The organism is Azonexus sp. IMCC34842 (assembly GCF_050368855.1).
GTDB classification, from domain to species: domain Bacteria; phylum Pseudomonadota; class Gammaproteobacteria; order Burkholderiales; family Rhodocyclaceae; genus Azonexus; species Azonexus denitrificans_A.
The window spans coordinates 2,300,829-2,320,527 of record NZ_CP178449.1 but is presented as its reverse complement, the minus strand read 5'-3'; the positions used below and the strand labels follow the sequence as shown (position 1 = coordinate 2,320,527).

Here is a 19,699-nt window from a genome sequence, read left to right as displayed (position 1 = left end):
GATTGGCGATGTTCAACGCTTGCCCAGGCTCTCGTGCAAGGCGCCCGATATGGCTTGGCCGAGAAGCGCGATTTCCTCGTCGCTGACGATATACGGCGGCATCAGATACACGGTGTTGCCGATCGGCCGGATCAGCGCGGCGCGGTCGAGCGCGGCGCGGTAGAAGCGGCGGGAAAAGTACGGGTCGTCGGTGGCGACGTCGAAGGCGGCGATCATGCCGCGTTGGCGCAGGTGGCCGACTTGCGGGTGGTCGGCCAGCGGGGCGAGGGCGGCGCTGATTTTTGCCGCTTTCAGCCGGTTGGCGGCCAGCACGTCGTCGGTCGCGAAGATATCGAGCGTCGCCAGGGCGGCGCGGCAGGCCAGCGGGTTGCCGGTGTAGGAGTGCGAGTGCAGGAAGGCGCGGGCCACCGAATCGTCGAGAAACGCGGCGTAGATGGTGTCGCTGCACAGCACGATGGAGAGCGGCAGATAGCCGCCGGAGATGCCTTTCGACAGGCACATCAGGTCGGGCCGGATGGCGGCCTGTTCGTGGGCGAAAAAGGTGCCGGTGCGGCCGCAGCCGACGGCGATTTCGTCGCAGATCAGGTGCACTTCGTACTGGTCGCACAGTTGGCGGGCGAGGCGCAGGTATTCCGGGTCGTACATCGCCATGCCGGCGGCACCCTGGACGAGCGGTTCGACGATCAGGGCAGCGATGCGTGCGCCGTGTTCCTGCAGGTGTTTTTCCAGTGCGGCGGCAGCGCGCCGGGCGACATCGGCCGGCGTTTCGCCGGCTGCGGCCTGGCGGAAATCGGGCGAAGGAACCACCGAGGCAGCGCGCACCAGCGGCGCGTAGGCGTCCTTGAACAGCGCGACGTCGGTGACGGCCAGGGCGCCGACCGTTTCACCGTGATAGCTGCCGGCCAGGCAGAGAAATTCGGCTTTCTCCGGGCGGCCGACATTGCGCCAGTAATGAAAGCTCATCTTCAGCGCGATTTCGGTGGCCGAGGCGCCGTCCGAGGCGTAGAAGGCGTGGCCGAGGGCGCCACCGGTCAAGGCGCTCAAACGCTCGGACAGCTCGACCACCGGCTGGTGCGTGAAGCCTGCCAGCATGACATGTTCGAGGGTGTCGAGCTGGTCGCGCAGCGCCGCGTTGATGCGCGGGTTGGCGTGGCCGAACAGGTTGGTCCACCACGAGCTGATGCCGTCGAGGTAGCGCTTGCCGTCGAAGTCGTAGAGCCAGGCGCCGCTGCCGCGGGCGATGGGAACCAGCGGCAGATGGGCGGGCGAGGTGGTCGCGGCGTGGTGCTGCATCTGCGTGCATGGGTGCCAGACGGCCGCCTGGCTGCGTTCCAGCCAGGCCTGGTTTGACGAGAGATCCATCAGTGCAGGACTTGCGAGTCGCTCGCCGCCTGCTCGGGCATTTCGGCGTGCACCAATTCGGCGTCGGCGTTGGGGTAGAGCGGGGCGCCGCAGTCCTCGCAGAATTCCATCGGGAAATGATGGTCGAGGAAGACGACGTCCTTGACGCCGCATTCGCGCAGCACGCTTTCGATCTCGCCGGCCGCGTCGGTCGCTTCGTCTTCGGCGCCGAGCAGCGGCCAGACGATGCCGTGGTAGGTGTCGTCCTTGTTTTTCGGACCGAGGCCGACGCGGTATTCCTCCATCCGGCGGTCGTAGCAGGGGCCGACGACGGCACGCATATCGGCCGGCATCAGGCCGAGCGTGGTCTGCAGGAAGGCGACCGAGGCTTTCAGCGAATACGGGCGGGACAGGCGGTCGGCATTGCGGCAGCCGGCGTGGTAGGCATCCGGCAGCAGCGGCTGCCAGGCGCAGCCGGTGAGCAGCGGTTCGAGATTCGGGCTGCCCTGCTTGATCCATTCCTTGAGCGCGGCTTCCTTGTTGCCATCCTTCTCGTTCCAGCGGAACAGCGGTTTGCCGCGCGGCACGGCGATGCCGCCGACGAGGTAACGGACGTCGGAGAGAAAGCGGTTGGTTTCGGCCATGCCGGCGGCGTCGACCGCCAGATGCTGGCCGGCGAGCGTGGCCAGGCCGAGCGCCTGGGTCATCTGCCAGGTGTCGCAAAAGCTGCGTGGCAGTTGATCGGGGCTGAACAGGTAATCGGCCAGTGCGACGCGGGTGTCGGCCCCGAAAACGTGGGCGCCGAGTTGCACGGTCAAGGCTTCGACCGTGCTCTTGGGCAGGGCGCAGGCGGGAATCGAAAAGCGCGACCAGGCGAGGACCGGCGCGGCGAACAACTGGATCTCGAATTCCTGGCCGTGCGCTTCCAGGCGGCTGGTTTCGGCGCGCGACTCGACCATGTCGGCGAGTTCGTCGTGGGCGCGCGGGTTGGCTTCGAACAGGCGGTCGAGGGCGGTATTGATGTCATCCTCGGCTCCATTTTTCAGCAGGCTGTCGACCGTTTCGGCGAGCAGCTCTTCCCAGTAACTGTCTTCCAGCTTGCCGCCGGATTCCGAAAGCCCGATGGCCATGCGTTGCAATTCTGCCGCATCGCGTGAGAGGCGGTCACGCGAGCCGAAGCGGGTTCGTTTCATGGGGATTCCAGAAAATACAAAAAAGCAATTTTACCAGCCGGTAAAATTCGGCGTATCGCAATGCACGAAATTCGACGAGGTCGTCCCTGATGCTGATCTTCCTTTCTCCCGCCAAATCGCTCGACTACAAGACGCCGCCGCACCTGGCCACGCATACCCAGCCGGCCTACCTGAAGCATTCGGAAACGCTGATCCGGCAACTGCGCAAGTTGTCGCCGGCCGATATCGCCAATCTGATGGATTTGTCCGACCCGCTGGCGCTGCTCAATTTCAACCGTTACGCCGAGTGGTCGCTGCCTTTCTCGCCGGAAAACGCCAAGCAGGCGGTGCTCGCCTTCGACGGCGATGTCTATGATGGTCTGGCGGCGAAGACCCTGAGCGCCGACGATCTGGCCTTCGCCCAGCAACGGGTGCGCATCCTGTCCGGCCTCTACGGCATCCTCAAGCCGCTCGACCTGATGCAGCCCTACCGGCTCGAAATGGGCACCCGCTTTGCCAACAAGGACGGCAAGGATCTTTACGCCTTCTGGGGCGAGCGCCTGCTCACGGCGATCAACGACGAGCTAGCCGGGATGCCGCGGCCGGTCGTGGTGAACCTCGCTTCCGAGGAATATTTCAAGGCGGCGGTCGGTCGCAAGATCAATGGCGAAACGATCCAGCCGGTATTCGAGGATTGGAAGAACGGGCGCTACAAAATCATCAGCTTCTACGCCAAGCGGGCACGCGGCTTGATGACGCGCTACGCCGTGGTCAATCGGCTGAGTGAACCGGAAGCTCTGAAGGATTTCGACTACGACGGCTACGCCTACGCCCCGGAAGCCTCCGATGCGACGCGCTGGGTCTATCGCCGGCGTCAGGCGTGAGGGCTGGCCGGCCGGTAGCGGCAACCCTGCCAGGTGTCGCGCCGGGCGAGCTCGGCGGAAACCCGCGGCGCCAGTTCGTACAAGCGCAAATTCCAGTGCGGCGCCAGCTTCAGCTTGGGCGGCACCTCGCTGCCCAGGCGCTGCAGCAGCAGGTCGGGTGAAAGGCGTTCGAGGAAATCGGCGAGCAGGCTGATGTACTCGTCTTCGCCGAGCAGCTGGACGGTGGCCGGGTCGGCCTGCCATTCGCGCGCCAGTGCCGTGCCGCGTACCAGTTCCAGCTGATGCAGCTTGAGGCCGCGCAGGGGCAGGGCTGACAACTGCCGGGCGCCGTCGAGCATGCTCGCGGTGCTTTCGCCCGGCAGGCCGAGGATCAGGTGGGCGCTGACCTCCAGGCCGCGGGTCGCAGCCCGCCGGATGGCATCGGCGCTGGCGGCGAAGTCGTGGCCGCGATTGACGCGGTGCAGGGCGATGTCGTTGCAGGATTCGACGCCGATTTCCAGTTCGATGATGTGCTCGCGCGCCAGCCCCGCCAGGTAATCGAGCACCTGGTCGGGCAGGCAGTCGGGGCGGGTGCCGATGGCCAGGCCGCTGATTTCCGGGTGGGCGAGAGCCTCGTCGTAGCAGGCGCGCAGGCGGTCGAATTCGCCGTAGGTGTTGGTGTAACTCTGGAAGTAGGCAATGTGATGGCGGGTGCGCGGATAACGGCGCCGCAGAAAGTCGAGGCCGTTGTCGATCTGGGCGCCGATCGACTGCCGGCGATCCAGATAGCCGGGCGTGAAGCCGGCGTTGTTGCAGAAAGTGCAGCCGCCGGTGCCGAGCAGGCCGTCGCGGTTCGGGCAGGTGAAGCCGGCCTCGACCGAAACCTTCTGAACCCGCCCGCCGTGGCGCGCTTTGACGTAGTCGTTCCAGGCGTTGTAACGGCGTTCGCCGAAGGGCGACAGGCGGGGTTCAGGTGGCATGCGGGTCCGGCAGCAGCGCCGACGCCGCGGCCGGCTTCAGAATCTGGAACGCCAGCGTGGTGCGGCCGCGCAGCCGGAGCAATTCCTTGTCCTTGCTGACCAGGATGTTCGCCTCGCAACGGGCGGCGAGTTCGAGGAATTTCTGGTCGTCGCGGTCCTTGCAGCGCGGCAGCGGCGGCGCTTCGCCGGCCGGTACGCATTTGACCAGACTGCTGTAGCGGGCATAGCGTTCGGTGATCATGGCCGGCGTCATTTTCAGTTGCGGGTAGGTCAGCACCCGCTGCAGTTCGTCGAGCGTCCGCTCGTCGGCGAAGCATTCGATACGGCCGTCTTCGAGCGCGGCCATGATCGGCACGGCGTCGATATTGGCCCAATGGAAGAGATCGAGGACGACGTTGGTGTCGAGAACCAGGCGCAGCATGGCGCGGATTATAATGCGCCCCTCTTCAGAATCAGCCCCGGAATCCACATGCCCCGCATTCTTCTCGCCCCGATGGAAGGTCTCGCCGACGATCTGCTGCGCGGCGTGCTGACCTCGATTGGCGGCTACGACTGGGGAATCTGCGAGTTTGTCCGGGTTTCCAATACCATTCTGCCAACCAAGACTTACGAGCGGATCTGCCCGGAGCTGCTCAACGCCAGCCGGACGGCCAGCGGCACGCCGATGCGCGTCCAGCTGCTCGGTTCCGATCCGTATTTCATGGCCGAGAACGCCCGCCGACTGGTCGCCCTGAATCCGGCCGGCGTCGATCTCAACTTTGGCTGCCCGGCGCCGACGGTCAACCGCCATCGCGGCGGCGCCGCGCTGCTCGGCGAGCCGGAGCTGTTGCATGCGATCACCAGCGCGGTTCGCGCCGAGGTGCCGGCCTACATTCCCTTCACCGCCAAGATGCGCCTCGGCATTGAAGACACCAGCCGGGCGGTCGATTGCGCCCAGGCCCTGGCGGCGGCCGGCATTGTCGAACTGATCGTGCATGGCCGGACCAAGGTGGACGGTTACCGGCCGCCGGCGCGCTGGGCATGGATCGACCGGGTGCGGGCGGCGGTCGATATTCCGATCATCGCCAACGGCGAAGTGTGGACCGTCGAAGACTTTGCGCGCTGCCAGCAGGAGACCGGCTGCGCCGACATCATGCTCGGCCGGGGCGCCGTGGCCGACCCGCTGCTCGCCCGCCGGGTGCGCGGCGAAGCGGTCGGCGGCTGGGAAGAGATCCTGCCCGGCGTCGCCGACTACTGGCGCGGCATCCGGGTCAAGGTCGTGCCGGTGCATGCCGGTGGCCGGCTCAAGCAATGGCTGGCGATGTTGCGCCGCAATTACCCGGAAGCCGAGCTGCTCTATCAGCGCCTGCGGCCGATCAAGGCGGCGCAGGATATCGAGGCGGCGCTGGTTGCCGAGGGCATTCTCGGCGAACTGCCGTTGGCCGCATGAGCGGCAATTCGCGTTTCATTTCCAGCGCCCAGGACGGGCCGCATCGCGACCTGGAAGCGCAGGTTCGCCGGCATCTGGCGCATCCGTTCCGGAAACCGGTTGCCGATTACAACCGCGAGGCCTGCCACGCCGCGCTGGTGGCCCACCAGCAATGGCGGCCCGAGGCGCCGCTGATTCTCGATGCCGGTTGCGGCGTCGGCTGGAGCACCCAGCGCATTGCCGAAACGTTTCCCGATCACTTCGTTTTTGGCGTCGATCAGTCGGTCGACCGCCTTAGCCGCGGCAAACCGCTGCCGATGCCGGCCAACGCCCTGCTGATCCGCGCCGATCTGGTCGATTTCTGGCGCCTGCTGGCCGAGCACGGCATCCGCCTGGCCCGCCACTACAACCTCTATCCGAATCCATGGCCGAAGATCGGCCATCTGGCGCGGCGCTGGCACGGCCACGCGGTCTTTCCGGTATGGCGCGAGCTGGGCGGCGAACTGGAGTGCCGCAGCAACTGGCGCATCTATATCGAGGAAATGGCTGTGGCGTTGAGTCTGCTCAGCGGCCAGCCGGTTGCTGCCGAGCCGTGGCAGACGGCTGACCCGATGACGCCGTTCGAGAAGAAGTATCTGGCGTCCGGCCACGCGCTCTGGCGCTGCCGGGTCGATCTGCGATGAGCGTCTGCCAGAGCTGCGGCGCCTGCTGCGCGACCTTCCGCGTCGATTTTCATCCGGTCGAACTGGCTGGTGGCGCCTTTGCCTGGGGGGCGGGCGTCCCGCTCGAAATGACCGTGCCGGTCACCGCCAGCATCGTCCGTATGGCTGGCACCGATGCCGCCGCGCCGCGCTGCGTCGCGCTAGCCGGCGAAATCGGCCAGCAGGTGAGCTGCACCATCTACGACAGCCGCCCGTCGCCGTGCCGGGAATTCGATACCGAGCACGCCGCCTGCAATCGGGCGCGCCAGCGCTGCGGTCTGGCCCCCTTGTAGTTCGTTTGCAGGCTTGCCCCGGGCGCTGCTTCACTGTACTTTTCCGGCTCGATAAATGAGTTCGCGCAAGCGATGGAGAACGTATGGGACTGTTGAAGAACATTGTACTGGGCGGCCTGGTCGCCCTGGCGACGACCGGTGTGCAGGCCGGTGCGCCGGAAAAAACCGCGTCGGGCCTGATCTACGAGTCGCTGAAGGACGGCAACGGTGAAAAGGCCACGCCGGAAGCCACCGTGCAGGTCAATTACCGTGGCACGCTGGCCAACGGCACCGAGTTCGACAGTTCCTACAAGCGCGGCCAGCCGGCGTCCTTTCCGCTGAATCGCGTCATCCCGTGCTGGACCGAAGGCGTCGCCAAGATGCGCGAAGGCGGCAAGGCCAAGCTGACCTGCCCGCCGAGCATTGCCTATGGCTCGCGCGGCGCCGGTGCGGCCGTGCCGCCCGATGCGACACTGACCTTTGAAGTGGAACTGCTCAAGGTCATGCGCTGATTAATCGCTGCGGTCGGGCTGGCCGGCCGTTTTCCGGCAGCCGGCAGGCCGGCCGCAGCCTGGTGATAAACGCGGCTTTATCCCCGTTTCGGTCGCGTAAGTCTGTGGATAAGCTCTGGATCGTTGTGCTAATCCCTTGTCTGACAAGCGAAAAGCGACGCTGACTAAAAAATGGGCGGGGCGGTTTTGCCCCCCGGCTGGGCGGCTTGGCGTAAAAAACGCTTGGCCGATGGCTGATCCACTGAATGGGGATAAAGCCTGTTTATCCCCGTTATGGTCGGGCAAGTCTGTGGATAAGCTCGGGACAAGTTCGGCAACTGCCTGAACGGGCAGCAAAAAATGGCGCTGCCTATTAAATGGGCGGTTTCCCCATTCTACCGGTACTTTCCGGCGGATTCGGGGCCGATCGGACAATCCAAGTTCACAGCAAGCCTTCTAAAAGATAAAATATATAAGACTTGGTCGAGGATGGTCTTTTGGATGAACGGATCCTCCCCGTCATTGTCGTAAAATAGTCAGTTACGCCAAGAATTTCCCAGAGCAACCCTTTACGAAAGGAAGTCGCCGTGCTTGAAGCCTACCGCGCCCATGTCGCCGAACGTGCAGCCCTCGGTATCCCGCCGCTGCCGTTGTCCAAGCAACAGACCAGTGAGCTGGTCGCCCTGCTGAAGAACCCGCCGAAGGGCGAAGAAGCCGCCCTGGTCGAGCTGATCACCTACCGTGTTCCGGCCGGTGTGGATGACGCCGCCAAGGTCAAGGCCGAGTTCCTGGCCAAGGTCGCCAAGGGCGAAGAAGCCTGTGCCCTGATTTCCAAGGCCAAGGCCACCGAACTGCTCGGCACCATGCTCGGCGGTTTCAACGTCAAGCCGCTGATCGACCTGCTGGGCGATGCCGGTGTCGGCGCCATCGCCGCCGAAGGCCTGAAGAAGACCCTGCTGGTCTTCGACTTCTTCCACGATGTCGCCGAGCTGGCCAAGGCCGGCAATGCCAACGCCAAGGGCGTCATCCAGTCGTGGGCCGACGGCGAGTGGTTCACCTCGCGTCCGGAAGTCCTCGCTTCGCAGAAACTGACCGTTTTCAAGGTCACCGGCGAAACCAACACCGACGATCTGTCGCCGGCTCCCGATGCCTGGTCGCGTCCGGACATTCCGCTGCACGCGCTGGCCATGCTGAAGAACCCGCGTCCGGGTATCGAAGCCGACGAGCCGGGTGCCCGCGGTCCGGTCAAGCAACTCGCAGCACTCCAAGCCAAGGGCAACCTGATCGCCTACGTCGGTGACGTGGTCGGTACCGGTTCTTCGCGCAAGTCGGCTACCAACTCGGTGCTGTGGTTTACCGGTGAAGACATTCCTTTCGTCCCGAACAAGCGTTTCGGCGGCTTCTGCCTCGGCTCCAAGATCGCCCCGATCTTCTTCAACACGATGGAAGATGCCGGCGCGCTGCCGATCGAAATCGACGTCAACCAGATGGACATGGGCGACGAGATCGAACTGAAGGTCGATCAAGCCACCGCCAAGGTCACCGCGCTGAAGAACGGCACCGTGATCGCCGAATCGCAGCTGAAGACCGCCGTGATTCTCGACGAAGTCCGTGCCGGCGGCCGCATTCCGCTGATCATCGGGCGTGGCCTTACGACCAAGGCGCGCGAATTCCTCGGCCTGCCGCAAAGCACGCTGTTCCGCCTGCCGCAGAACCCGGCCGACAATGGCAAGGGCTACTCGCTGGCCCAGAAGATGGTCGGCAAGGCCTGCGGCGTGACCGGCATCCGTCCGGGCACCTACTGCGAGCCGAAGATGACCACCGTCGGTTCGCAAGACACCACCGGCCCGATGACCCGCGACGAGCTGAAGGATCTGGCCTGTCTCGGCTTCTCCGCCGATCTGGTGATGCAGTCCTTCTGCCACACCGCCGCCTATCCGAAGCTGGTCGACGTGCGCATGCACCGCGAACTGCCGTCCTTCATCTCGACCCGCGGCGGCGTTTCGCTGCGTCCGGGCGACGGCGTCATCCACTCCTGGCTGAACCGCCTGCTGCTGCCGGATACCGTCGGCACCGGCGGTGACTCGCACACCCGTTTCCCGATCGGCATCTCCTTCCCAGCCGGTTCCGGTCTGGTCGCCTTTGCCGCCGCCACCGGCGTCATGCCGCTCGACATGCCGGAATCGGTGCTGGTCCGCTTCAAGGGCAAGCTGCAGGATGGCATCACCCTGCGCGACCTGGTCAACGCCATTCCGCTGTACGCCATCAAGGCCGGCCTGCTGACCGTCGAGAAGAAGGGCAAGAAGAACGTCTTCTCCGGCCGCATCCTGGAAATCGAAGGCCTGCCGGATCTCAAGGTCGAACAAGCCTTCGAGCTCTCCGATGCCGCCGCCGAACGTTCGGCCGCCGCCTGTTCGGTGCGCCTGAACAAGGAACCGATGGTCGAGTACATGCGGTCGAACATCACGCTGATGAAGTGGATGATCGCCGAAGGCTACGAAGATGCCCGCACCCTGAAGCGCCGCATCAATGCCATGGAAGACTGGATCGCCAACGGCACGCTGCTGCAGCCGGATGCCGACGCCGAATACGCCGCCGTGATCGAAATCGATCTGGCCGAAGTCACCGAGCCGATCCTGGCCTGCCCGAACGATCCGGACGACGTCAAGATCCTGTCCGAAGTCGCCGGCGCCAAGATCGACGAAGTCTTCATCGGTTCCTGCATGACCAACATCGGCCACTTCCGTGCCGCCGCCAAGGTTCTCGAAGGCAAGTCCGACATCCCGACCCGTCTGTGGATCGCTCCGCCGACCAAGATGGATGCGCTGATCCTGACCGAAGAGGGCTACTACGGCGTCCTCGGCAAGTCCGGCGCGCGCATGGAAATGCCGGGCTGCTCGCTGTGTATGGGTAACCAGGCACAGATCCGCAAGGGCTCCACCGCGATCTCCACCTCCACCCGCAACTTCCCGAACCGCCTCGGTATCGACACCCAGGTTTATCTGGGTTCCGCCGAACTGGCTGCCATGTGCGCCCTGGCCGGCCGGATCGTGACCGTTGCCGAGTACATGGAGCAGATCAAGCTGGTCAATGCCAAGGCGGCCGATGTGTACCGCTACATGAACTTCGACAAGATTCCGTCCTTCGTCGAAGTGGCTGAAACGGTCGAGATGTGATTGGCGAAATCGACGCCTTTTAGGTGTCGAGCGCAGTAAAAAGCCCCCGCCGGTTTCCCGGCGGGGGCTTTTTGTTGCTACCTGTCATCGGCTCGAAACCGCTGTTCGGGGAAGAGCCGAACCGAGTTGATCAGTCGTGACGAACGAGCACGTAGGCGTTGCGAAATTTGCTGCCCTTGATCTCGGAGACATCGAATGAGTTTCCAGTCTTGAACAGGACGACCCGGCCGGCGGCTTCTTCCTGGCTGCTGCCGGCAATGACTTCCTTCACCTCGAAAATCAGCGGCTCGGGGGCGATCAGGTGAAATTCAAGCGTGGCATTCGGCGCTTTGGAGGTGGTCAGTTTCGCGGTGGCATTAGCGCCCGCCAACGAGACGGTCTGCTCCAGTTCGCCACCCAGGTAGACATCGATTTTGACCGGGTCGCCGGCCAATGCGGGGACGGGAATTGCCAGCAATGCGGCAAGCAGTATGGGAAGTGATTTCATCGAGTAGTTCCAGTCATGACCAAGGTGGCTGCGGGGGATTGACATAACGTCAAGCGCGGCAGAACTCAAGCAACCGGGAATTCTACTACCGGGGCGGCGGTTTGTCGTTTGCAGTTTGTGGCCTGGTATCCCGTCGCATGTCTGCCGCCGAAAAGCCGGCCGCCCTTGGCGGTTGACCGTCAGTCTAGGCGACGGAGATACTGCGCTCCCTCGAATTGCCCCAACCACCGTTACTCTGCGAATCTCATGGCTGCTTCCAAAACACGTATTGACTGGTCACTTCTCTGTTTGCGTCTCGCGGTCGGCGGGATGGCCTTCTTCGCTGGCTTCGAACCCCTGATGCACGCCGCCTTGCCGTCTTCGGTGGCGCAGGCCGGTCACTGGGGGCTGCATCTGGCTGAAATGCTGTGCGGCATTCTGATGTTGCTCGGCCTGTGGATGCCGGTGGCCAGCCTCGGGCTGACCCTGATCATCGGCTGGCCGCTGGTTCATGGCTGGCTGCACGGTGCGGCCCTGCTGGGCAACCTCCACGGGCTGTTCCTGTTGCTTGTCGCCTTTGCCTCAGCCTTGGGCGGCGCCGGGAAATGGGCCGTCGGCAGAAACTGAGTGCTGGCGCCTGGCCCGGGTCGGCAGGCCGGTTGCCGGGCAAACCGTCAGGCAAGGATGCAAGCTAGGGCGGTTGTTGGCACGGGCCGGCTGTCGCGTTCAATAAAAAAACCCCCACCGGGAACCCGGTAGGGGTTTTTCCTTGCCGCATTGGCAGCGACGATAATTTATTCCCCGGTCGGCGCAAATTCTGCCGGTACCCAGCTGTAACCCTTGGCTTCCTTGCGGACGTGGCCGATACCGGGGAAGGGCAGGTGCATGCCGCCGATCAGGATCTTTTCGCTGGCGGCCTTGGCGAAGATTTTCTGGCGCGTCGCGACGGCCGCCTTGCGATCGACGTCGAATTCGATGACGACTTGTGGGCGGGCGAACTGGACGGCATGGTTATGGACGATGTCGCCCCAGATCAGCAGTTTTTCCTCGCCGCTGCCGACCAGGTAGGCGCTGTGGCCGGGAGTATGGCCGTTGGCGGCAAAGCTGCTGATGCCGGGCAGGATTTCCTGGTCAGCCGCGTAGGTTTTCCACTTGCCGGCTTGGAGATAGGGGGCGGCGGCATCGCGCGCCATCTTGAAGAAAGGCTGGGCATCCTGCGGTGCCTTGGCGGCGATTTCCTCGTTTAGCCAGAAGTCGTTGTCGGCCTTGGCCGACCAGATTTCGGCATTGCTGAAAACGGCCTTGCCTTGGGCATCGACCAGGCCATTGACGTGGTCGCCATGGAGGTGGGTGACGAGCACGGTGTCGACCTGTTCGGGCCTGTAGCCGGCTGCCTTCAGGTTGTCGACGATGTTGCCGAGGGCCGGGCCGAAGGCTTTGGCGGCGCCGGCATCGACCAGCACCAGCTTGCTGCCGGTATTGATCAGGTAGGCATTAACCGCGGTCTGCACGGCTGGGCCTTTGACGAACAGGCGGGCGAGCAGTTTCTGCACTTCCTTGTCGTTGGTGTTCTTGAGCAGCTTGGTATCGAGCTTGATGGCGCCGTCGTAGAGCGCGGTGATCTCGAAATTGCCGAGGAACATCCGGTAATAGCCGGGAACCTGGGTTTTGGCCTGCGGGGCTTCGGCCGAAGCCAGGCCGGTACAGAGCAGAAACAGGCCGGCGACGAACAGCCGGGCCAGACGGGGGGCGTTACGGGGCAGGTTTCGCATGGCATTCTCCTGGTTGGGGAGGCAAAGTATCCCATGCTTGGCGAATAAATGGCGCAGCCGCCCGGCGACTTTTGCCGGCCGGTTCGCCTTGGTTCAGGTCGCCCGAAATGCCGTTAGAATCAGGCATTCATCTTTGCCGCCCATCGCATCTGCTCCCTGGAAGGAGAAACCCGTGGCCCGGAAAACTGCCTGTCGCAAACTTTGCTTGGTCATGCTCGCCAGTCTGCTGGCCGGGAGCGCATTGGCCCAGGGCGCCGACCAACTGCCGCTGGCGCCGGATTATGTCGGGGAGATCCGCCGCTCGGCGGATGGCAAGTTGATTGCCGTTCCGATCAGCGAAGCGGCGGCCGGCAGGCATTCGGGCGATGGTCCGGCGCCGGCGACGATGGTCGTCGGTAGCGGCGAGAAGATCACGACGCTGAGCGAAGCGGCGCGGCTGGCCCGCGATGGCGAGGTGATCGAGATCCGGCCGGGCAATTACCGCGGGCAACCGGCGATCTGGACGCAAAACAATCTGCTCATCCGCGCCGCCGGCGAACGGCCGGTCATGCTGGCCGACGGGAAAAGTGCCGAGGGCAAGGCGATCTGGGTGGTCCGGGGCGGCAAGGTCCGAATCGAGAACATCGAGTTTCGCGGCGCCCGGGTGCCTGATGGCAACGGCGCCGGCATTCGTTTCGAGAAAGGCCAGCTGACAATCCATGGCTGTCGTTTCGTCGACAACGAAATGGGCGTGCTGACCGCCAACTCGGCCAGCCAGACGCTGGTCGTCGCCGATAGCGAATTCGGCGATGCGCCGCGGCATGCCGGCGCGCTGCATCATCTGCTCTATGTCGGCGCGATCGGCAAATTTACGCTGAGCGGCAGCCGTTTCTTCAATGGCTATCTTGGCCACCTGGTCAAATCGCGGGCGCGGGAAAACCATGTGCTTTACAACATGCTGGCCGACGGTGCCGGCGGCCGGGCTTCCTACGAGCTCGAATTCCCCAACGGCGGCGTCGCCTACGTCATCGGCAACGTCATCGCCCAGAGCGCCGAAACGGACAATCCGAGCCTGCTTGCCTATGGCGCCGAGGGGCCGCGCTGGCCGGACAATGCGCTGTATGTCGCGCACAACACGCTGATCAATGACAAGCATGCCGGCAACTTTCTCGCCGTCTGGGCCGAGAAATTTCCGGCCGGCATCGATATCTGGGCGATCAACAACCTGACGGTGGGTAACGGCAACTTGTTCCGCCCGGCGCAGGGCCGCTTCGAGGGTAACCTCGCGGCTTTGCGCGGCGAACTGATCGAATACGGCGGCCTGCCGCTACGCCTGACCAACTCGTCGCCACTGCGCGGCACCGTCCGGCTGCCGGGCAGCGTCGGCGGCGTCAATCTGCTGCCGAGCGCCGAATTCACCTACCCGGTGGGCAGTCGGCCGATTCGCCTGAGCAACGTCCTGTCGCCCGGCGCCTTTCAGTGAGCGCCGGGTAACCGGCGAGCGGCTGGCGATCTGCGGCGAAGCCGGGCTTACGGGCAAGCCGCGGCCATCGCCGTCGCCATTTCGGCCGGCGCGACGTCGCGAATGTGGGTGGCGACCGACCATTGATGGCCGAAGGGGTCTTCCAGCCGGCCGTAGCGGTCGCCCCAGAACATGTCGGCGACCGGCATGGTGATCCGCGCCCCGGCGGCGACGGCGCGGGCCACCGCCGCATCGACATCGGCGACGTAGAGATGGATGGTTACCGGCGAGCCTTTGAGGGCCAGCGGGTCGAGCGAGCCGTACTCGGGGTAGTCGTCGACCAGCATCAGCATCGAATCGCCGATGCTCAGCAGGGCGTGCATCAGTCGTCCGTCGGGGCCGGCCAGGCGGCCCATTTCGACGGCGCCGAAGGCTTTGTTATAGAAGGCAATGGCATCGGTGGCGCCGTGGCAGACCAGATGCGGCGTGATCGTCATCATGCCGGGCGGAATGGCTTGAACCGGATTCATGGGATTCTCCTGTGCATAGGGTGGGATTGGGAAGCCTCCTTGTTGCGACGAAGGACTTGTTTCCGGATCGACACGCAGTGCCGAATTTGGTTCGCATTCCGTCATTCGGCGCTGCGGGCGACGACCCCGGCCGCCAATCCGGTGCGCTATTTTGCCGGGACTTCGATGCCGTGCTTGACCAGCCAGTCCCGATCCAGCTCCCATTTGACGTCCTTGATGCCGGGCTGGGCCAGCACGATGGTCCGCGCTTCCGCCTGGACGCGACCGAGGTGTTCCTGGGCGGCGATGTAGGCGGGGTTGTTGGGGTTCTTGGTGTCGAGATCGGGGTAGAGAACCGCCAGTACCTTGAAGGCCGGCACGTCAAAACTGCGCGGCGTGCTCAGATAAGCCGTGTCGCCGGCGATCTTCAGGACCTTGAACTGATAGGGATAGCTCTTCAGTTCCTTGCCGGCCTGCGTCGCGATGACGCTGGTCATGTCGCGCGAGCGGGAGTCCGGGGCGCGGATGTACCAATCGAGCCAGACCAGGAAGATCAGGGTCAGGATAACCCAGTAACGTCGTTTCATCGTGCTATTCCAGGGGCGGTGAAAGAGGGCTGTATTGTGCGCTTCGGCGCTGCGGAATGTGGTGGGAAGCGGCACAAAACGGGGTGTCTATTTTGCCCGGGCCAGCCATTTGAGCAGGGTTTCGTAGAGCACATCGGGATCGACCGGCTTGGCGATGTGATCGTTCATGCCGGCGGCCAGGCAGCGTTGCCGGTCGTCATCGAAGGCATTGGCGGTCATCGCCAAAATCGGGGTGTGCTCGCGTCCGGGCAGGGCGCGTATCGCCTGGGTGGCTTCGAGTCCGTTGAGTTTCGGCATCTGCACATCCATCAGGATCAGCCGGTAGTCGGTGCGCTTGGCCATGGCCACGGCTTCGCCGCCATCGTCCGCCAGATCCACCAGCAGCCCGACTTCGGTCAGCAAGTCGCGGGAGACCTCCTGATTGATCGGTTCGTCCTCGGCCAGCAGGATCAAGGTGCCGGCAAACTGGGCTTTCAAGCGCTCCTCGGCTGACAGCGGCGTGGCCATCGTTGCGGCCGGCGCCTTGCCGGCCACCGTGCTCAGGCGAACGGTAAACCAGAAGGTGCTGCCAACGCCGGCTTGGCTATCCACCCCGATATGGCCGCCCATCATTTCGGCCAGCCGCTTGCTGATCGCCAGCCCGAGACCGGTGCCGCCGTACTGCCGGGTCATCGAGCTATCGGCTTGCTCGAAGGCGCTGAACAGCCGTTTCTGATCTTCCTCGGCAATACCGATGCCGGTGTCGCGCACTTCGAAGCGCAGCAGCATGTCGGTGCCGTTGTCCTCGGCTACTGCCGCGGCAATGGTGACCGAGCCGGCGTTGGTGAACTTGATGGCATTGCCGGTCAGATTGAGCAGGATCTGGCCCAGGCGTAGCGGGTCGCCGGACAGCGTCAGTTCGGTCAGTTCAGCGGGCAGATCAATGCGCAGTTGCAGTCCCTTGTCGGTTGCCGCCTGATTCGACAGGCTGCGCAGGTTTTCCAGGATGCCGCCCAGGCGGAAATCGATTCGTTCGAGGTTGAGGCGTTCAGCCTCGATTTTGGAGATGTCGAGGATGTCGTTGATGACGCCCAGCAAGTGCCGGGAAGCCTTGGCCGCCTTGCTCAACTCGTCGATCTGTTTGACGTCGGTGGCCCGGCGCAGCGCCAGTGCGGTCATGCCCATGATGGCGTTCATCGGGGTGCGCAGCTCGTGGCTCATGTTGGCGAGGAAAGTGCTCTTGGCCCGGCTGGCCGTCTCGGCCGTCTCCTTGGCGACGGATAGCGCCGCCGTTCGCTCTTCGACCAGTTTTTCCAGGTGGTGGCGATACTGTTCCAGCTCGGACTCGGCCTGCTTGCGCTGCGTGATGTCGAGGACGTGCGAAATGAAATACATCGGCTGGCCCTCGCCGTTACGGACCAGCGAACTGGCTACGCGACCCCAGACGACATGCCCCTGCTTGTGGATGTATTGCTTTTCAAATTCGGCATGGTCGGTTTGCTCGCTATGCCCCGAGGTGCCGGTCCGGATGAATTTCGTGCTGACTTTCCGGAAGTCGGGATGGGTGATGGTGTTGACGTACATGCCTTCCAGTTCGGTTTTGCTGTAGCCGAATATTTCGCACATCTGCTGATTGACCTTGAGGAGCTTTCCTTCGAGGTCGACCAGGCACATCCCGATATTGGCGTTCTCGAAGCCGAGCCGGAAGAGATTCTCGCTCTCCCGCAATTCTTGCTGGCCGTGCGCCAGCGTATCGAGCATGCCGTTGAACTGGCGGGCCAGTTGCGCCGCTTCGTCATCCCCGGCGAGCTGCACCCGGACAGCAGGATTCCCCGCCTGGACGGCATTGGCGACCGTCTGGATGGCGTGCAGCCGGCGGGTCAGGTAGCGACCGCTGAGAATCGCCAGCAAGGTGCTGAGTAGCGCGGCGATCAACACGTAAACCAGACCGCTTTGCCGCGTCTCGGCGAGGCGTGCCTGCAAGGATCCCTGGCCGAGACCGATTCTTACCCAGCCGATCTGGCTGCCGCCGAGCGTTACCGGATAAGCGACATCGACTAGCGTCGGGCTTCGCTGTAGGACCGTCAGTTCCGGTTTTGCCGGCAGGTCGGCCAGATACTGGCCGCGTCGCCCAGTGTCGCTGTGGGCCAGTATCTGGCCCCGGTTGTCCAGCACGATGGCGTGCCGCAGATCGGGGTAGGGCGCGAGGCCCTCGACGATCTCCTGCAGGCCGCCAAAATCCCGTGAAGCCACCCAGACCGCCGCCGAGGTGGCGACGCTGCGCGCCAGTGCGACGGCGTGCCCCGACTGCTGCTGCATCACCACGGCTTGCTGGCGGTGCGTCTGGTCCCAGATGAACAGCGACATCATCGAGACGACGACCAGGGTCATCCCGACGACCAGTTGTCGGCGCAAGGTGGCGGTCACCAGGCGTTTGAGATACTCGACCATTACTTGCTTTCCACCCGGCGCACTTCTTTCTCGAAGCGCTCGATGTATGCGGCGACCACCCCGTAGCTGCGGTCATCGGCGGCGTGAAAGCGCGCCGTTTCCATGCCGGCGAGAATCGCTCTGCCTTGTGCTGTCGCGGTCAGTTCGAGCAGCGTCTTGGTGACCTGGGTGCGGACGGCTTCCGGCACGTCGTCGCGCACCATCACCGAGTTGTTGAGCAGCGGGGGCGTTTCCCAGGCCTGTTCAAGCTCGGCCGCTTCGCGCGGATGGTCGCGCTGGAAGACGCGCCAAGGGGGCGGCCAAGTGGCACCGGCGGCGGTTTTGCCAAGATAGACATTGATGATGGAAGATTCCTGCGAGCCGACGTAAATATTCTGAATGTCGCGTTTGACGTCCACGCCGTGCGTCTGCAGAAAATATTGCGGCATGATCGCGGCCGCCAGCGCGGTGGGCGACGGGTAGCTGACGGCCTTGCCCTTGAGGTCGGCCGGCACCTTGATCTGTCCATCCTTGCGGACGATGAAAATGCCCCGGAAGTCCTCGGCATCGCCGGCCATCGCAATGACGGAGTAACCCGTCTTCATCGCGGCCAGTGTCTGCCACGGGTTGGGGAGCAGGAAAGCCGGTTCGCGAGCCGCGTATTTGTGCTCGAAAGCGGCGTAATCGCGGGATGCCTCGAGTTCGATCCGGGCGCCCTGCAACTGCTGGTTGAGGTGAGCAACCAGCGGTTGATAGGTCTCGCTGAGTTTCTGCGGGTTGTACAAGGGGTGGATGGCCAGGCGATAGACCGGTACCGTACCGTTGGGCGCCACGCTGCTGTATTGCAGGGGCTTCTCGACCGGCTGCTGTTCGCACGCAGCAAGCAGGATGGCGCCTAACAGACAGGTAAGGTGGGCTAACTTGTTCATCGATGTCGTTTCATTGGGGTGACCAGATGGCGAACTGCTGACGATCAAGGACGACTCTATCACTTTCGCGCGGCTTATCGCGCTGACATACGGGCGACTGGTCGGTATTGCGCAGGAAAACGCCATCTTGTCGAATTTTTGAGTCGAATTGCTCCGGCTTGAAAAAAGAGCAAAAAAGGACGAGCATTCGCCCCCTTTTGCGATCCGCCAAGGGGGCCGTTATCGCCGCTGCCCACGGATCAAGCATAACCTCACCAACGGAACAGCCATGACCTTCAAAGACAGTTCGTCGCACTTTCAGATCGTCGACGTAACGATGATCGAACCCGATTCGAGCCATCTCCGGCAGAACATCGAAGAAGGGAGTCTGAAGGGCCTGGTCAACTCGATCGAGAAACTGGGGGTGATTCACCCGCTGGTCGTTCGCCCGGCCGCTGCCGAGGGGCGTTATACGGTGATCGTCGGCGAGCGCCGTCGTCAGGCCGCCATCCTGGCCGGAGAAAAAACGGTGCCGGTGGTCATCCGGCCGTGCGCGGCTGACGCAACCCTGGAAGTGCAGGTGTTCGAGAACATCGGCCTCGGCGTACGTTCGGCACTGGAGCCGCGCGACATGGCCAACGCCATTCAGGCGATCGCCGAACGGTTCGCGACGCCGGAAGAAGCCGCGCAATATTTCGCCCGGCCGGCAACCTGGCTGAGCCAGGCCACCGCGGCCGCCAATCTGTCGGAGAAGGTCACGGCCTTGCTCGATTCGGGAAAAATCGCCAGCACCAGCACGGCGGTGCAACTGGAAAGACTGGCCAAAAAGAACGAGGCCAAGGCCGACTCCTTGATCGATCAGATCGAGCAATTGCCGGAAGGCGAAAAGGTCTCGAAGAAGGTTGTGGACAATGCTCTTTCCGAAGAGAGCGGGCGGCGTAAAAAGACCGAAGAACCGGCCGCTGCCGCCGAATCCGTCGCTAACGCAGCTCCGCCGATCGAGCGCGAAGTCACGGTAGCGGTGCGGGACGATGCGCTGGGGCCGCTGCCCGCCGCGGCGCCGGTGGCCAGCCGCAGCCGGGTCAATCCCGGCAAGGTCAGGCTGGTCGCCGAAATTCTCGGCCTCAGCGATGGCGACGAAGAGGAAGTTCTGGTCAGGCTGATCGACGAGTTTCTGGCTTTGAAGAACGCGTAAGTCGATCT

Annotated in this window: 19 protein-coding genes; 9 read left to right on the top strand and 10 right to left on the bottom strand. The window is 63.8% G+C overall.

The window, feature by feature from the left end; genetic code table 11:
- Positions 1-12: 12 nt before the first annotated feature.
- Positions 13-1,362, bottom strand: a complete 1,350-nt coding sequence (bioA, locus tag ACLIKD_RS11030; RefSeq protein WP_428825098.1) for an adenosylmethionine--8-amino-7-oxononanoate transaminase — start codon at positions 1,360-1,362, stop codon at positions 13-15.
- Entirely contained in the window at positions 1,362-2,534 is a 1,173-nt protein-coding gene (locus ACLIKD_RS11025) for a DUF2863 family protein (protein ID WP_428825097.1), read from the bottom strand. The genes bioA and ACLIKD_RS11025 overlap by 1 nt, the downstream gene beginning before the upstream one ends.
- Positions 2,535-2,623: 89 nt before the next feature.
- Here ACLIKD_RS11025 and yaaA point away from each other — a divergent pair, with 89 nt between their 5' ends.
- Positions 2,624-3,397 carry a peroxide stress protein YaaA gene (gene yaaA, locus ACLIKD_RS11020; RefSeq protein ID WP_428825096.1) on the top strand — a complete coding sequence of 258 codons (774 nt, stop codon included), beginning with the start codon at positions 2,624-2,626 and terminating at the stop codon, positions 3,395-3,397.
- On the opposite strand, the gene ACLIKD_RS11015 is transcribed toward yaaA, so the two are convergent.
- Together ACLIKD_RS11015 and ACLIKD_RS11010 are read right to left on the bottom strand one after the other, a co-directional pair.
- Positions 3,388-4,356, bottom strand: a complete 969-nt coding sequence (locus ACLIKD_RS11015; RefSeq protein WP_428825095.1) for a TIGR01212 family radical SAM protein — start codon at positions 4,354-4,356, stop codon at positions 3,388-3,390. The genes yaaA and ACLIKD_RS11015 overlap by 10 nt on opposite strands.
- Positions 4,346-4,777, bottom strand: a complete 432-nt coding sequence (locus tag ACLIKD_RS11010; RefSeq protein WP_428825094.1) for a putative toxin-antitoxin system toxin component, PIN family — start codon at positions 4,775-4,777, stop codon at positions 4,346-4,348. The genes ACLIKD_RS11015 and ACLIKD_RS11010 overlap by 11 nt, the downstream gene beginning before the upstream one ends.
- Positions 4,778-4,825: 48 nt before the next feature.
- Here ACLIKD_RS11010 and ACLIKD_RS11005 point away from each other — a divergent pair, with 48 nt between their 5' ends.
- From ACLIKD_RS11005 to acnB, 5 genes are all read left to right on the top strand, one after another.
- Positions 4,826-5,785: a tRNA dihydrouridine synthase gene (locus tag ACLIKD_RS11005; protein ID WP_428825093.1), complete on the top strand. Its 960-nt coding sequence runs from the start codon at positions 4,826-4,828 to the stop codon at positions 5,783-5,785.
- Positions 5,782-6,447, top strand: a complete 666-nt coding sequence (gene trmB, locus ACLIKD_RS11000; RefSeq protein WP_428825092.1) for a tRNA (guanine(46)-N(7))-methyltransferase TrmB — start codon at positions 5,782-5,784, stop codon at positions 6,445-6,447. The genes ACLIKD_RS11005 and trmB overlap by 4 nt, the downstream gene beginning before the upstream one ends.
- The gene (locus tag ACLIKD_RS10995; protein WP_428825091.1) at positions 6,444-6,758 is read left to right on the top strand and encodes a YkgJ family cysteine cluster protein; all 315 of its coding nucleotides are present in this window, start codon (positions 6,444-6,446) and stop codon (positions 6,756-6,758) included. Before trmB ends, ACLIKD_RS10995 begins: the two co-directional genes overlap by 4 nt.
- A gap of 83 nt (positions 6,759-6,841) precedes the next feature.
- Positions 6,842-7,249 (top strand): FKBP-type peptidyl-prolyl cis-trans isomerase, encoded by a 408-nt coding sequence (locus ACLIKD_RS10990; protein ID WP_428825090.1) that lies wholly within the window; start codon positions 6,842-6,844, stop codon positions 7,247-7,249.
- 566 nt (positions 7,250-7,815) lie between these two features.
- Positions 7,816-10,404, top strand: a complete 2,589-nt coding sequence (gene acnB, locus ACLIKD_RS10985; protein ID WP_226471006.1) for a bifunctional aconitate hydratase 2/2-methylisocitrate dehydratase — start codon at positions 7,816-7,818, stop codon at positions 10,402-10,404.
- Between the two features lie 130 nt (positions 10,405-10,534).
- Here the strand turns inward: acnB and ACLIKD_RS10980 are convergent, their stop codons facing one another.
- On the bottom strand, positions 10,535-10,891 hold the full coding sequence (locus ACLIKD_RS10980) for a hypothetical protein (RefSeq protein ID WP_226416190.1): 357 nt from the start codon (positions 10,889-10,891) through the stop codon (positions 10,535-10,537).
- 246 nt (positions 10,892-11,137) lie between these two features.
- Between ACLIKD_RS10980 and ACLIKD_RS10975 the strand changes: the two genes are divergently transcribed.
- Positions 11,138-11,497, top strand: a complete 360-nt coding sequence (locus tag ACLIKD_RS10975) for a hypothetical protein (protein ID WP_226416189.1) — start codon at positions 11,138-11,140, stop codon at positions 11,495-11,497.
- Positions 11,498-11,664: 167 nt separating this feature from the next.
- On the opposite strand, the gene ACLIKD_RS10970 is transcribed toward ACLIKD_RS10975, so the two are convergent.
- Positions 11,665-12,642 (bottom strand): MBL fold metallo-hydrolase, encoded by a 978-nt coding sequence (locus ACLIKD_RS10970; RefSeq protein ID WP_428825089.1) that lies wholly within the window; start codon positions 12,640-12,642, stop codon positions 11,665-11,667.
- 172 nt (positions 12,643-12,814) lie between these two features.
- Between ACLIKD_RS10970 and ACLIKD_RS10965 the strand changes: the two genes are divergently transcribed.
- The gene (locus ACLIKD_RS10965) at positions 12,815-14,104 is read left to right on the top strand and encodes a hypothetical protein (RefSeq protein ID WP_428825088.1); all 1,290 of its coding nucleotides are present in this window, start codon (positions 12,815-12,817) and stop codon (positions 14,102-14,104) included.
- Positions 14,105-14,151: 47 nt separating this feature from the next.
- Here ACLIKD_RS10965 and ACLIKD_RS10960 read toward each other — a convergent pair whose 3' ends face one another.
- The 4 genes from ACLIKD_RS10960 to ACLIKD_RS10945 all read right to left on the bottom strand — a co-directional run bounded on the left by ACLIKD_RS10960 (position 14,152) and on the right by ACLIKD_RS10945 (position 18,517).
- Positions 14,152-14,613 carry a VOC family protein gene (locus ACLIKD_RS10960; protein ID WP_428825087.1) on the bottom strand — a complete coding sequence of 154 codons (462 nt, stop codon included), beginning with the start codon at positions 14,611-14,613 and terminating at the stop codon, positions 14,152-14,154.
- Between the two features lie 146 nt (positions 14,614-14,759).
- Positions 14,760-15,179 carry a hypothetical protein gene (locus ACLIKD_RS10955; RefSeq protein ID WP_428825086.1) on the bottom strand — a complete coding sequence of 140 codons (420 nt, stop codon included), beginning with the start codon at positions 15,177-15,179 and terminating at the stop codon, positions 14,760-14,762.
- An 87-nt stretch (positions 15,180-15,266) separates the two neighbouring features.
- Positions 15,267-17,609: a PAS domain S-box protein gene (locus ACLIKD_RS10950; RefSeq protein WP_428825085.1), complete on the bottom strand. Its 2,343-nt coding sequence runs from the start codon at positions 17,607-17,609 to the stop codon at positions 15,267-15,269.
- A complete protein-coding gene (locus ACLIKD_RS10945; protein ID WP_428825084.1) occupies positions 17,609-18,517 on the bottom strand; it encodes a PhnD/SsuA/transferrin family substrate-binding protein in 909 nt (302 codons plus the stop codon). The genes ACLIKD_RS10950 and ACLIKD_RS10945 overlap by 1 nt, the downstream gene beginning before the upstream one ends.
- A 268-nt stretch (positions 18,518-18,785) precedes the next feature.
- On the opposite strand from ACLIKD_RS10945, the gene ACLIKD_RS10940 reads away from it, so the two are divergent.
- Entirely contained in the window at positions 18,786-19,691 is a 906-nt protein-coding gene (locus ACLIKD_RS10940; protein WP_428825083.1) for a ParB/RepB/Spo0J family partition protein, read from the top strand.
- Positions 19,692-19,699: the final 8 nt, after the last annotated feature.

Excerpts from the sequence above, each read along its gene's own strand:
- bioA (WP_428825098.1), bottom strand. The coding sequence starts at position 1,362 with ATGGATCTCTCGTCAAACCAGGCCTGGCTGGAACGCAGCCAGGCGGCC.
- ACLIKD_RS11025 (WP_428825097.1), bottom strand. The coding sequence starts at position 2,534 with ATGAAACGAACCCGCTTCGGCTCGCGTGACCGCCTCTCACGCGATGCG.
- yaaA (WP_428825096.1), top strand. The coding sequence starts at position 2,624 with ATGCTGATCTTCCTTTCTCCCGCCAAATCGCTCGACTACAAGACGCCG.
- ACLIKD_RS11015 (WP_428825095.1), bottom strand. The coding sequence starts at position 4,356 with ATGCCACCTGAACCCCGCCTGTCGCCCTTCGGCGAACGCCGTTACAAC.
- ACLIKD_RS11010 (WP_428825094.1), bottom strand. The coding sequence starts at position 4,777 with ATGCTGCGCCTGGTTCTCGACACCAACGTCGTCCTCGATCTCTTCCAT.
- ACLIKD_RS11005 (WP_428825093.1), top strand. The coding sequence starts at position 4,826 with ATGCCCCGCATTCTTCTCGCCCCGATGGAAGGTCTCGCCGACGATCTG.
- trmB (WP_428825092.1), top strand. The coding sequence starts at position 5,782 with ATGAGCGGCAATTCGCGTTTCATTTCCAGCGCCCAGGACGGGCCGCAT.
- ACLIKD_RS10995 (WP_428825091.1), top strand. The coding sequence starts at position 6,444 with ATGAGCGTCTGCCAGAGCTGCGGCGCCTGCTGCGCGACCTTCCGCGTC.
- ACLIKD_RS10990 (WP_428825090.1), top strand. The coding sequence starts at position 6,842 with ATGGGACTGTTGAAGAACATTGTACTGGGCGGCCTGGTCGCCCTGGCG.
- ACLIKD_RS10980 (WP_226416190.1), bottom strand. The coding sequence starts at position 10,891 with ATGAAATCACTTCCCATACTGCTTGCCGCATTGCTGGCAATTCCCGTC.
- ACLIKD_RS10975 (WP_226416189.1), top strand. The coding sequence starts at position 11,138 with ATGGCTGCTTCCAAAACACGTATTGACTGGTCACTTCTCTGTTTGCGT.
- ACLIKD_RS10970 (WP_428825089.1), bottom strand. The coding sequence starts at position 12,642 with ATGCGAAACCTGCCCCGTAACGCCCCCCGTCTGGCCCGGCTGTTCGTC.
- ACLIKD_RS10960 (WP_428825087.1), bottom strand. The coding sequence starts at position 14,613 with ATGAATCCGGTTCAAGCCATTCCGCCCGGCATGATGACGATCACGCCG.
- ACLIKD_RS10955 (WP_428825086.1), bottom strand. The coding sequence starts at position 15,179 with ATGAAACGACGTTACTGGGTTATCCTGACCCTGATCTTCCTGGTCTGG.
- ACLIKD_RS10950 (WP_428825085.1), bottom strand. The coding sequence starts at position 17,609 with ATGGTCGAGTATCTCAAACGCCTGGTGACCGCCACCTTGCGCCGACAA.
- ACLIKD_RS10945 (WP_428825084.1), bottom strand. The coding sequence starts at position 18,517 with ATGAACAAGTTAGCCCACCTTACCTGTCTGTTAGGCGCCATCCTGCTT.
- ACLIKD_RS10940 (WP_428825083.1), top strand. The coding sequence starts at position 18,786 with ATGACCTTCAAAGACAGTTCGTCGCACTTTCAGATCGTCGACGTAACG.